This is a genomic window from Bartonella sp. B23 (assembly GCF_053793815.1).
In genome coordinates, this window is sequence record NZ_CP200033.1 from 72614 (window position 1) to 85839 (window position 13226).

Genomic DNA, 13226 nt, shown 5'->3' on the forward strand with positions numbered 1-13226 from the left:
GGACGATGGAGTATAAAGCCACTTTTGCGTAAACAGGCTTATTTTAATGAAAGCTCCATATACGATCTTTTGTTTCTTTTATTAAAAGAGGAATAAAACATGGTTTATGCATTGCTTCAAGTGATTGATCTTATTTTCAATATTTATACAGATATTTTAATCGCAAGTGTTATTTTTTCTTGGCTTTATGCGTTTAATATTATAAATGCACGCAGCCGCTTTGTTATTTTGGTAAGGAGCTTTTTGTATCAGCTGACGGAGCCAATTCTAAGTCGTATCCGACGAATTCTACCAAATTTTGGAACAATTGATATTTCGCCTATTGTAGTATTTATAACTATTTATTTTATTCGTATTTTCATGTGGCGCGCTTATGCGGGCATGTATCTGTAAATACTGCATGAGATACATGAAGATGTTTTATCAAGACAATGATACAAATGGCTTAAGCTTGTTTGTGCACCTCACCCCAAAGGCTTCCATCAATCGAATAATGGGGGTTGAGTGTAGGGATGACGGAAAGCAGTATTTAGTTATACGCCTTCGTGCTATTCCTGAAGATGGAAAAGCAAATAAAGCGCTCATTCAATTTTTAGCGAAGCAATGGAAAATTCCATCTTCTTGTATTACCCTTAAGAGTGGTGTAAAATCACGCTACAAACAACTTTATTTTTCAGAATATCTAAAAGAGTTAAGGGGTATATTACAATTTTTAGAAGGTACACCTCTCCAAAAAAATAAATAAAAGCCTATTCAAAAAAACAGGCTTTGTTTTTTAGATATGGTTATATTTTGTTACTGCGCTCGATAGCTTTTTTAATTAAGTCGCATGCACAGTCCTTATTCCGCCACCCCTCAATTTTAACCCATTTTCCAGGTTCAAGATCTTTATAATGTTCGAAAAAATGCTCAATTTGTTTTAGTACAATTTTGGGAAGATCTGTGTAATCATGAATATTTGTATATCTTTGCGTTATTTTCTGTGTAGGAACAGCAATGATTTTTTCATCTTTACCTCCATCATCTTCCATAATAAGGACGCCGATTGGACAAACATTGATGACACAACCGGGAATAAGGGGACGAGTATTACAAATGAGCACATCAATTGGGTCTCCATCGTCTGAAAGTGTATGTGGAACAAAACCATAGTTTCCAGGATAAACCATTGATGTTTGAAGAACGCGATCAACAAACAACGCTCCGGACTTTTTGTCCATCTCATATTTTATTGGCTGACCACCAACAGAGACCTCAACAATAACATTGATATCTTCTGGCGGATTTTTACCAATGGGTATTTCCTGGATATTCATACAGGCATCCTTTCTAGAGTATAATTAAACGTGATACAAGAAAATATTTCATTGAAAAATTCACAAAATTAGGTTGAAATTGATGAACGTGTTTTTTCAAAACGTTTGCGTTCATTAGGATCTAGATAGAGTTTGCGTAGACGAATATTTTTAGGGGTTACCTCTACAAGTTCATCATCTTGTATCCACGATAGAGCACGTTCAAGTGTCATTTTGATAGGAGGAGTTAATTTTACGGCTTCGTCTTTTCCAGAAGCACGCATATTGGTTAGCTTTTTTCCTTTTAAAACATTTACTTCCAAATCGTTATCACGTGAGTGTATACCAATAATCATCCCTTGATAAACTTTAACGCCAGCATCAATCATCATAGGCCCACGGCCTTCAAGATTAAAAAGAGCATAAGCGACAGATTCACCATTATCATTTGAAATCATAACACCATTGACGCGGCCACTAATGTCTCCTTTATAAGATTCATAGGCATGGAAAAGGCGATTCATAATTGCTGTACCACGTGTGTCAGTTAAAAGCTCTGATTGGTAACCTATGAGCCCTCGAGTTGGTGCGTAAAAGACAATACGGACACGATTTCCTCCAGATGGGCGCAATTCAACCATTTCACCTTTACGTTCAGACATTTTTTGAACGACAACTCCGGAATACTCCTCATCAACATCGATGACAACTTCTTCGATTGGTTCGAGAGTTGCTCCATTTTCATCCTTTTTCATCACGACACGTGGACGAGAAACACTAAGCTCAAATCCTTCACGGCGCATATTTTCAATAAGAACTGCAAGTTGGAGTTCGCCTCGTCCTGAAACGTAGAAAGAATCTTTATCAGTTGATTCTTCAATTTTAAGAGCTATATTACCTTCTGCTTCTTTCAACAAACGGTCACGGATGACACGGCTTGTTACTTTGTCGCCCTCAGTTCCCGCAAGAGGGCTATCATTGACGAGAAAGCTCATAGTAACGGTGGGAGGATCAATTGGTTGAGCGGTAAGAGGTTCGTTGACCGTAGGATCACAAAAAGTATCAGCAACAGTACCTTTTTGCAGTCCAGCAATTGCTACGATATCACCGGCAATACTTTCTTCAAGAGGTTGCCGCTCTAACCCACGAAATGCCAAAATTTTTGAAATACGCCCAGTTTCTAAAAGTTTTCCATCTTGTCCAAGGACTTTGACACTTTGATTGGATTTTATAGATCCTGAATGAATACGGCCTGTAATAACTCGCCCAAGAAAAGGATCTGCTTCAAGAATAGTTCCAATCATACGAAACGGTCCTTCCGCCACAATCGGAGAAGGGACATGGCGCGTTACAAGATCAAACAAAGGCCTAAGTCCTTGATCTTTTGGTCCTTCAGGAGATTCAGCCATCCATCCATCGCGTCCTGATCCATAAAGAATCGGAAAATCAAGCTGTTCATCGGTTGCATCAAGAGCAGAAAAAAGATCAAAAACCTCATTAATAACTTCGTCAGCACGTGCATCAGCTCGGTCAATTTTATTAACAGCAACAATAGGGTGCAAACCCACTTTCAATGCTTTGCCAACAACAAATTTTGTTTGTGGCATAGGACCTTCAGCGGCATCAACAAGCACAATCGCTCCATCTACCATATTGAGGATACGTTCAACCTCACCACCAAAATCAGCGTGGCCAGGAGTGTCAACAATATTAATTCTGGTATCTTTCCAAACAACGGATGTTACCTTCGCTAGGATTGTAATTCCACGTTCTTTTTCAATATCATTTGAATCCATCATACGTTCGCTGGTACGCTGATTATCACGGAAGTTTCCTGATTGCTTGAGTAGTTCGTCTACAAGCGTTGTTTTCCCATGGTCAACATGAGCAATAATGGCAACGTTACGCAATTGCATAAATTTTCTTCTTTTCGCTTAATGAGATTTCACTTGGGGCAACGCTTTTGCGTTCTTTACTTTACTATTACGGAATCTTTTACATGTTTTTTTATAATTTTGGAAGAGGGGTAAGAAAAACAATTCAATCAATTATCGTTTCTCAAAAGTAAGTTATTTAGTGATTATTGATTCCATTACATTTTTTGAAGTACTATTCTCAAATTTTGGGAGTTTTTCAGCGATTCAAAAGCGAGTTCGTATGATTTATGTTTTGTATAAAAGGTTTTTGGTGTTTTGTTTGCTTGAGGAAGTTTGTCCAAAAACCTTTAAATGTGTGGGCATTTCATATAAGGTATGCGCTAGAAAACAAATAGTGCAATTTGCTCGTTTATAATATCCTTATCGTTTTCTTACTGTGTTTGGGGTATTAAATACAGAGAATATCTCCTCTTTTATACGCATTTTATTATGAATTAAAAAATCACTTATTTGTACATTCTTAAGAGATGGTTATGTGTGGATAAAATGCATTCGAGAAAGGATTGTATATTCTTCTCATGAACTTTCTTAATGCAAGAGTATTTGCAATATTGGTATCTGATAAATAGAATGATGATGCTATCTTATATTTATTTCTTGTCATGTTACATTTTCTCTCTATTTAAGCAGTGTGTTAACATACATTAGATTTTTTCTAAAATTACTTTTCCATTTTGACTCATTACTGAATAGTTTACGCTTATTCATAATAAAAGTATTTTAAATAATAAATGATGACAGTATTAAAAGATTTTATTTAAAATGTATAATGCTGTTTTATGATTTTAAAAAATCAATGTGTTGCTTACAGAGCAGAAATTTTAAGTTTCTCGAGATGTATTTTTGCTTTCCATATTAGAGTAAAGTTCCAGACAAAACAAAGGAGGCAACAGAAAAATAGATCACGATTCCCATGACATCCACTAAAGTTGCTACAAGAGGAGCTGAAGCACTTGCTGGATCAAATCCAAAACGTTTAAGGATAAAAGGAAGCATGGAGCCGGATAAAGAACCGAAGGTAACAATTCCAACTAAAGCTACGCCCACTGTTATGGCAATAAAAATCCAATGTTCACCATAGTCATAAATACCAAGTTCTTGCCAAAGAACAATACGCACCATTCCAATAATTCCGAGCAAAAGGCCAAGAGATATCCCTGCTGGAATTTCACGAAGTATAATTTTCCACCAGTCTTTAAGTGTGAGTTCACGTAAAGCTAAAGCGCGAATAATAAGTGATGTTGCTTGAGAACCAGAGTTTCCTCCCGAACTCATAATAAGGGGAATGAATAGTGTGAGAGCGATGGCTTTTTCAAGCTCTGTTTCGAAATATTGCATAGCGCTTGCTGTTAACATTTCGCCAAGAAAAAGTGATGCAAGCCAACCACCACGTTTTTTCATCATCCCTAGAAAGTTGATTTGCATATAGGGTTTATCAAGAGCTTCCATACCACCAAATTTATATGCATCTTCATTCATTTCCTCAACCATTGTATCGAGTACGTCGTCGACTGTTACAATACCAATGACATGATTACCTTCATCAATAACTGGTACGGAGAGAAGATCATGGCGCTGAAAAAGGCGAGCGATGTCTTCATGATGTGCGAAGGGGGATATTGTAATGGGTGTGTCATGTGTAGAGACATTTAAAATTTGATCATCAGGTGAAGCAAGGATAAGGTTACGCAGCGAAACAGCCTTGAGAAGGGTTCCCGTTTTAGGATCAATGACATAGCTTGTGTAAACTGTTTCACGTGTACGTTCAACATCACGAATATGATCAAGAGTTTTTTTTACGTTCCAGTTTGCTGGGACAGCTATAAACTCTGTTGTCATCAGTGCACCTGCTGTATGATCAGGGTAACTTGTAAGTTTTTTTAATTCAGTGCGTGTTAAGGGTTTGAGCAATGCATAAAGCTTTTTGCGGGTTTCTTTATCCATTTCCTGAAAAACATCGGCAGCAGCGTCAGCAGACATGCCATCAAGAATTTCAACTGAACGATTCACAGGGAGAAGTTCAAGAATAGCTGCTGGTTGTTCAAGTTCTGGTTTGTCAAAGAGTTCAATGGCATAATCAAGAGGTAAAAGGCTAAGAATGGCAACGCGTTCCATGATATCGAGATCATTGATGATATCAATCGAATCAGCAAAGTGATGATTTTTTAATTCCTCGGCGAGAACTTCAGGTAAAGAATTTTTGAAATCGAAGGTCGTTTTAATTTCAGTCATAATAAAGTACCTTCCGAAGGATTGGAGAATATAAATTTATATCATGGATAGGATAAAACAAAAGCTATGGAAGATTTTAGAAAATCTTCCCCAATTGTAATCCTCCAATTGTTAATATTTGCAATAAAGTCAAGGACAGATTACAGGTTATAAACAATTTCATAAATTAGACATATAGAAATTTTTATTTTTATTCATTTTTAAATGGCAAAGATATCCTTGACGTTTACCTTTAAGAGAGAGGTTTTAGAGGAATTTTTAAAGTTCACACAATAGTTTTAGCGTATTATCAATTTGTATCGTAAGGTAGTTATTATACATTGAATTTGTAATGGAGATAGAGATTCTTATGACAAAAGCAGCAGTGCTGGACTGGAAGGGATTTTCAGGGCTTCCTGATTTTTCTTCAATAAGTGATGAAGATTTTAAACCCGCTTTTGAACAGGCTCTTCAAGAAGCAGAAGAAGAACTGGAGACGATTGCGACGGTGCAAGATCCCCCAACACTTGAGAATTTTTTGCAACCTTTTGAGCTTTCTGGCAAGGCACTCGATCGTGTGTGTTCAATATTTTTCTTGCGTTCAGGGGCGCATAGTAATGCATTGATTCAGCAGTTAGAACAAGAATTTGTTGTAAAGCTTTCTCGTTATTCTTCGAAAATTATGATGGATGCACGGATATTTGCGAAAACAGATGTACTTTATAAAAATTCGCAGCAAGGCATGTATGATAGTGAAACAACGCGTGTTCTTAAATTATGGTGGAAAAAATTTGTTTGTAATGGTGCAAAACTTGATGAAGAAGGCAAAAAACGGCTCGTTGAAATCAATGAAAAGCTTGCCTTTTTAAATGCTACTTTTGGCCAGCATGTTTTAAAAGATGAAGCTGAGTGGATTTTATTTTTAGAACAAACAGATTTATCTGGTTTGCCTGATGATCTTATTGCTTTAATGAAGGAGATCGCACGCGAAAGAGGTAATGAGGGAGCTTATGCTTTAATATTGGCGCGCTCAATTATTGATCCTTTTTTGAAATTTTCTCATCGCCGTGATTTACGTGAGAGTGCATTTCAAGCTTGGTCAAAACGCGGTGAAAATAATAATGACAATGATAATCGAGCGATTATTTTAGAGATTCTTGCACTTCGTGATGAGAAGGCTAAATTGCTAGGATATAAATCCTTCGCAGATTTAAAACTTGATAATACTATGGCCAAAAATACTGATGTGGTTATGGGTTTGCTCACACCTGTGTGGGAACGGGCAAGAACTAAAGCTTTTAGCGAACAAATTGAATTACAAAATTTTGCACGCAATCAAGGAAGCAATGAAACTTTAGAAGCTTGGGATTGGCGTTATTACGCTGAAAAGCTTCGTGCTGAAAAATTTTCTTTCGATGAATCTGAAATTAAATATTATTTTCAACTTGATCGTATGATTAAAGCAGCTTTTGGGGTAGCAGAAAAACTCTTTGGAATTACATTTGAAGAAAAAAATGCTGTTACACTTTGGCATTCTGATGCACGTTTGTGGGAAGTAAAAGAGTCTGATGGGAGTCTACTTGGGTATTTTATTGGTGATTATTTTGCGCGTCCTTCAAAACGTTCCGGTGCGTGGATGAGCAGTTTACAATCACAGCATAAATTGAATGGAGAACAAAAGCCTATTATCTATAATGTTTGTAATTTTGCTAAACCACCCAAAGGGGAGGTTGCTCTTTTATCACTTGATGATGCGCGTACACTTTTCCACGAATTTGGGCATGCATTGCATGGTTTGCTCTCTGATGTAACATGGCCATCTGTATCGGGAACATCGGTTTCACGTGATTTTGTTGAGCTGCCTTCTCAACTTTACGAACATTGGTTAACCGTACCAGAGATTTTACGGACTTATGCTACGCATGCAAAAACAGGACATCCTATGCCGCAAGCATTAATGGATAAGGTTTTATCAGCACAGACATTTAATGCTGGATTTGCTGCAGTTGAATTTATTTCATCAGCTCTTGTAGATATGGCTTTTCATAAAGGACAAAAGATAACTGATCCAACAGTGTTTGAACGCCAAGAATTAGAAAAGCTGCAAATGCCTAATACAATTATTATGCGCCATCGTCCTCCACATTTTACGCATATATTTTCAGGTGATGGTTATGCTGCTGGCTACTATTCTTATATGTGGTCGGAAGTCCTTGATGCCGATGTTTTTCAGGCTTTTGAAAAAACGGGAGATGTTTTTAATTCAGAGCTTGCTGATAAGTTGAAGCGTTTTATTTACTCTGCTGGGGGAAGTCATGATCCAGAAGAGCTTTATAAAGCTTTTCTGGGACGGTTGCCTTCATCAGAGGCAATGATTAAAAAACGAGGACTGTAAATGATAACGGTATGGTCTAAACCATACCGTTATTTCCTTTTGTCTTTTTTCTGTAGAGCATTATACAGACCCCTATCATGATCATATAAAAAAGAAAGCTTTTTGTTTTATTCGGTTTTTGTTTTGTGAAAAATGAGACTCTCTGTTTTTAACAGATTATGGGAAAGAAAAATCATCAGCTCTCTCTTTTTGGTGGCCGTTTGGGGATGACCATGATTTTTTTATAAGACTCTGATCGATTTTATTGAGTAAATGTGTATTTTGTTGCACCATCTCATCGAGGTTTATAGGTGGTTGGCGTTCGATATTGTGTAAGCCTTGTACAGGCCGCAGAGTATTTGCGTTGGTAAGGTGTGTGTCTTCATGAAAAAAGACAGAAAGATTTAAAATAGTTTCTAATGATTTTCTTAAATAAGAGACAATTTTTTGCTTTCCTTCAAAAGTCAAATTAATGCCATCGTCGGTGCGAAGCTTTTTTATTTTTCCATTGATATCATAACCTGAAAAAGAAAATTGACCCTGTGCGTTAATAAAATCATCCCAAATATTGATAAAATATCCTCCTGCGGCTTCTGTTGCATTTTTATAAAGCTCATTAAGAGTTTGTATTTTTTGTGTTAAATTATTATCTGCAAAAGCTGGCTGTCCCATCCATATCCATGGTTTTCCGGAGTTATGTAGGATTTCAGTAATTTCGGCAATTCTCTGCTTATAGATATTCATCCATTCTGGTTGGAGAGGACTAAATACGCCATGAGAGTTTACGATTGGCTGGTTATCATTTGCACCTATTATCATAATAATGGCATCAGGTTTATTTTTATCAATAAGTTCAGGAATATTATTTTTCCAAGAAGTATGATCAGTTCGAACTAAGCCGGAAGATGGTACCGCATTGTTTATGATGATAATATTGGCATCATCAGTAAAAAGTTTTTTGAGTTCATTAGCAGCAGTAGAAGCTACAAAGTCCCCTATAACAAGAATTCGTTTTGCATTTGTATCTTTCAATGTTTGTACGGGTTTTTGTATGACAGCTTTTTTCTTTGGTTGATATATTTTTTGTTCCGTAGTTTGCGGTTGTTGTTGTGCCTGCTCTTGTTTATTATGCTCTAACAACCATTTGAAAAAGTTCGTTGCCTTACTTGGAGATGGTTGTACAACACTTGCAGTGAAGAGAGAGAAAAACAGGAAGATTAAGTGTATCGAACGAAAATAAGACAAACACTTTACTCCAGATTATTGTTTTCGCAGAACAGAAAGAACTGCAGGGGTAGGGTATCCATTTACCTTTAAACCATGGCGCGACTGAAAAGCTTTAAGTGCTTTTTGAGAGGCTGTACCAATCTTGCCATCAACTTTCCCTTTATAGTAGCCAAGCGCCATCAAGCGAGACTGCAGTTCTTTGCGCTCATGGAAAGTAAGAGGTTTGAATGGTCGTTGCCAATCTTGAATTAATCCATGATGTCCAGCAATGCGGTTAGCGAGAAGAGCAACAGCAAAAGCATAACGATCTGCATTATTATAACGTTTAAGAACAAAGAAATTTTTTGTTACCAAGAATATAGGCCCTTTTATTCCATCTGGATATTTTAATATTGCTCGTTCAGATGATGAGGGTAAAGGCTGTCCGTTCGCCTGTTTTATGCCTAGCTTTGCCCATTGCTCAAAGGAATACCAATTTTCAGGGAAATTTTTCCCTTGTGGTAATTTAACTTCTACTCCCCAAAGGAGGTTACGTTGCCAACCATTCATGTGAAGAAGATTAGCGGCAGTTGCGAGGGCATCTGGAACAGAGGTCCAGATATCACGCCGTCCATCCCCATCCATATCAATGGCATAAGCGAGATAACTGCTTGGAATAAATTGTGTGTGTCCCATTGCTCCGGCCCAAGATCCAGTAAGTTGCGCGCGTGTGATTTCACCACGTTGGAGAATTATCATGGCTGCAATGAGCTGTTTGTATGCGTATTTTTCACGTTTTTTATCAGCATAGGCTAGGGTTGCAAGTGAACGAATGGTATCACGCATTACACCTTTATTTGCTAAAATTTTTCCATAACTGCTTTCCATTGACCAAATAGCTAAGAGAATATTACGGTCTACACCAAAACGTTTTTCAATTTGAAGAAGCCAGTTTTTCCATTTTTGAGCTTGGCGCTGTCCCTCTAAAATTGCAAAATCATGAACACGATCATCGAAATATCTCCATGGATGATCGACAAATTCTGGTTGGTATGCAGCTCTTTCTAAAACTTCTGGATCAATTTCATTAATGTTTTTAAAAGCCATGTTAAATGTATAAGGTGAAATATTGTTGGCGAGAGCTATTTTTTTAAACTCTTTAATCCAGTGTTTAAAGCCACTATCGGCATGTAAAAATGGTGTAAAGAACATTAAAAAAGCATAAAAAAGAATGGCTAAACTTATGGTAAAAATCTTCCGATCTATTAATTTATCTAAAGAAAAGAAAGTTTCAGATTCTATTTTTTGCATTTTTAAACTCCCCTCAATATTCAAATATTCTTATATGTGGTGTTGTCAATAATATTATCAAATGAATAAGAAAGGTTAGGACGGATTATTTGTTTTTAAGGAACACTCTCAATGAATTATCATCTCTTGCATCTTTTTCTTGTCCATTATAATGGCAATTAAAACAATAAGATGTCTTTTTTACCGTTTGGTAAAAACATATGTTAAATGAAATCAAGAAATTATACGATTAATGAGGAGCAATAGGATGAAAATGCGCAAAATCCGGAAAGCAGTATTTCCCGTGGCTGGTCTTGGTACACGTTTTCTTCCTGCAACAAAAACAATTCCTAAAGAAATGCTTACAGTTGTTGACAGGCCTGTTATTCAATATGTTGTAGATGAAGCACGTGAAGCTGGTATTGAGCATTTTATTTTTGTCACTGGACGCAATAAAGCAGTCATTGAAGATTATTTTGATGCGCAAGTTGAATTATATACAACACTTGCTGAACGTGGCAAAAGAGAAGAGCTTGAGCATTTACAAGATTTACAACCTTCACCGGGGATGACTTCTTTTACAAGACAACAGCAACCCTTGGGGCTGGGGCACGCTCTCTGGTGTGCGCATGAATTAGTTGGGAATGAGCCTTTTGCTTTATTACTACCGGATATGCTTATACACGCTAAAAAGAGCTGCCTTTCTGAGATGATCAACCTTTATGAGGAAACCGGTGGAGGAAATATTATCGCGGTTCAAGAATGTGATCTTGAGGAAGCACACAAATACGGTGTAGTTGGCAAAGGTGAACAAGTTGCAAATGGTTTTAAAATCACAAAAATGGTAGAAAAACCAACAAAAGGGACAGCGCCGTCGAATCTATACATCAATGGGCGTTATATTTTGCAACCAGAAATTTTTAATATTCTCTCTAATCAAGAACGAGGGGCAGGAAATGAAATTCAATTAACAGATGCGATGGTAAAGCTTTCAAATGAACAGAATTTTTTTGGTTACAAGTTAGAAGCACGCACCTTTGATTGTGGCTCTAAAGCTGGTTTTATTGAGGCAAACGTTGCATTTTCTTTGGCGCGTGCAGATATACACAACCAAGTTTCCGCTGCATTAAAAAATTTACTAGAAACCATTAAAATTGAAAAATGATATAGATCTCTCATCCAATTTCATTTATCGAATTTGATCATGACAATACAATCTTCTCTTATACCGAGTTCGCAGGGTGCTGTTATGTCAGCGCTTAAAACACTTGCGAGTGAAAAACAGGGGCTTGAAGCCCTTGAAACTGCTTTTCTTGGGGGGCTTTCTTCTTCTTTCGAAGCTGCGGTTCAAGCCATTGGATGCGCCAGGGGTCATGTGGTGATTACGGGTCTTGGTAAAAGTGGTCATATAGGGACAAAAATTGCTGCAACCTTAGCTTCAACGGGGACACCTGCTTTTTTCGTCCATGCTGCAGAAGCCAATCATGGTGATCTTGGTATGATTGGCTCTGATAATGTTATTCTTGCCTTATCATGGTCAGGTGAAACCTTGGAATTAAGCGGTATTATAAACCATGCTGCACGTTTTCACACACCACTTATTGCGATGACATCGGGTAAGGGCTCTACATTAGGGCGACGAGCTGATATTGTACTCTTGTTGCCAAAGATAGAAGAAGCTTGTCCTTATGGGCTTGCTCCTACAACTTCAACAGTTATGCAATTAGCAATGGGAGATGCATTGGCTGTTGCTCTTTTAGAAATGCGTGGTTTTACTGCAACAGATTTTAAAATTTATCATCCTGGTGGTTCTCTTGGTGCAAGCCTTAAATACGTGCGTGATATCATGCATAAAGGTGATCGTATTCCTTTGGTTGTGCAGGGTACAACCATGACAGAAGCTATGAATATTTTGGTTGAAAAGCATTTTGGTTGTGTTGGTGTTGTAAATCAAAAAGGTGAATTAATTGGAATTGTGACCGATGGTGATCTTGCACGCAACATTCACTTTGATTTATCACAATTTAATGTTGATGAGGTTATGACAAAAAAACCTAAGGTTGTGGAGCCAAGTACATTGGTTGGTGCGGCAATAGCTTTTATTAACGATCATCACATCGGTGCTTTTTTTGTGGTTGAGAACAAGAAACCGGTAGGAATTGTTCATTTTCACGATCTTTTGCGCATTGGTGCAGCGTAAGTTGGAGAGTTCATATAAGATAAAGTTTTTATTTTAGGGTAAGATTAGATTCAAAAATAAAAAAATAAGATTTTTTTATGCAGTCGCTTTATTAATGTTTCTTGGCAAGGACGGTTGTTTATATATTCCACGGTGTTTGTGAATTTTACTGGTAGGGGATTGTATTAGTGTCTTTTTTTATCATTCCCCTCAGTAAGAGGGGAGGATATCGTCTCTTAACATGTCTATATTCATTATATTTTAACAGCAACAGTAGCATTCATTTTATCTAAATGTTTTCCTAAGAGAAAATTGTGATCCTATATGTGATGTGCAGAGAAGGTGTGTCGCATCGCGTGATATCATACAACTGACTTTAGACATTGTTCCACGAAGAATGGAGCGTATTTCGATTTCTATACGTTGGGAATTAACATAATTATATGTACCTTCTGATAGTTTTTCTCCTGTATCTGCTGCACGTGTTTCAAAAACACCATTGTGGAAAGAAGAAATGATACCGTTCTCATCAACCCATTTACCATTAATTCCAGCTGGTGTATTCTGGCCATAATGTTGAAAAAAGCCACAGGCACTTAATGCCAAAGCGATGATTGTAAGACATATAATACGGCAGGTATGTTTCATTTGTTATACTCTATTTATGTTACTTTGCTCTTTAGCCTCTATAAAATTATTAAATTATTCTATGAGTCAATATGAAAAATTTGATA

Annotated in this window: 11 protein-coding genes; 5 read left to right on the plus strand and 6 right to left on the minus strand. The window is 37.0% G+C overall.

Annotation, left to right across the window (positions count from 1 at the left end; genetic code table 11):
* Positions 1-99 precede the first annotated feature (99 nt).
* Entirely contained in the window at positions 100-393 is a 294-nt protein-coding gene (locus V4B17_RS00265; RefSeq protein WP_455479544.1) for a YggT family protein, read from the plus strand.
* A 22-nt stretch (positions 394-415) separates the two neighbouring features.
* On the plus strand, positions 416-745 hold the full coding sequence (locus V4B17_RS00270; protein ID WP_455480222.1) for a DUF167 domain-containing protein: 330 nt from the start codon (positions 416-418) through the stop codon (positions 743-745).
* Positions 746-785: 40 nt separating this feature from the next.
* Here V4B17_RS00270 and ppa read toward each other — a convergent pair whose 3' ends face one another.
* The 3 genes from ppa to mgtE form a co-directional block, all read right to left on the minus strand.
* On the minus strand, positions 786-1316 hold the full coding sequence (gene ppa, locus V4B17_RS00275; RefSeq protein ID WP_455479545.1) for an inorganic diphosphatase: 531 nt from the start codon (positions 1314-1316) through the stop codon (positions 786-788).
* A 68-nt stretch (positions 1317-1384) separates the two neighbouring features.
* Positions 1385-3211: a translational GTPase TypA gene (gene typA, locus V4B17_RS00280; protein ID WP_455479546.1), complete on the minus strand. Its 1827-nt coding sequence runs from the start codon at positions 3209-3211 to the stop codon at positions 1385-1387.
* Between the two features lie 876 nt (positions 3212-4087).
* Complete coding sequence (mgtE, locus tag V4B17_RS00285; protein WP_455479547.1) at positions 4088-5464, minus strand: magnesium transporter; 1377 nt, start codon at positions 5462-5464, stop codon at positions 4088-4090.
* A 349-nt stretch (positions 5465-5813) separates the two neighbouring features.
* Here mgtE and V4B17_RS00290 point away from each other — a divergent pair, with 349 nt between their 5' ends.
* Positions 5814-7838, plus strand: coding sequence for a M3 family metallopeptidase (locus V4B17_RS00290; RefSeq protein WP_455479548.1), 2025 nt, complete (start codon positions 5814-5816; stop codon positions 7836-7838).
* A gap of 156 nt (positions 7839-7994) precedes the next feature.
* Here V4B17_RS00290 and V4B17_RS00295 read toward each other — a convergent pair whose 3' ends face one another.
* Entirely contained in the window at positions 7995-9062 is a 1068-nt protein-coding gene (locus tag V4B17_RS00295; RefSeq protein ID WP_455479549.1) for an SGNH/GDSL hydrolase family protein, read from the minus strand.
* 15 nt (positions 9063-9077) lie between these two features.
* The gene (locus V4B17_RS00300) at positions 9078-10334 is read right to left on the minus strand and encodes a lytic murein transglycosylase (protein WP_455479550.1); all 1257 of its coding nucleotides are present in this window, start codon (positions 10332-10334) and stop codon (positions 9078-9080) included.
* Between the two features lie 253 nt (positions 10335-10587).
* Between V4B17_RS00300 and galU the strand changes: the two genes are divergently transcribed.
* Both galU and V4B17_RS00310 read left to right on the plus strand, forming a co-directional pair.
* The gene (gene galU, locus V4B17_RS00305; protein ID WP_455480223.1) at positions 10588-11478 is read left to right on the plus strand and encodes a UTP--glucose-1-phosphate uridylyltransferase GalU; all 891 of its coding nucleotides are present in this window, start codon (positions 10588-10590) and stop codon (positions 11476-11478) included.
* Between the two features lie 39 nt (positions 11479-11517).
* Positions 11518-12513, plus strand: a complete 996-nt coding sequence (locus tag V4B17_RS00310; protein ID WP_455479551.1) for a KpsF/GutQ family sugar-phosphate isomerase — start codon at positions 11518-11520, stop codon at positions 12511-12513.
* A gap of 264 nt (positions 12514-12777) precedes the next feature.
* Here the strand turns inward: V4B17_RS00310 and V4B17_RS00315 are convergent, their stop codons facing one another.
* Positions 12778-13140: a hypothetical protein gene (locus V4B17_RS00315; protein ID WP_455479552.1), complete on the minus strand. Its 363-nt coding sequence runs from the start codon at positions 13138-13140 to the stop codon at positions 12778-12780.
* Positions 13141-13226 lie beyond the last annotated feature (86 nt).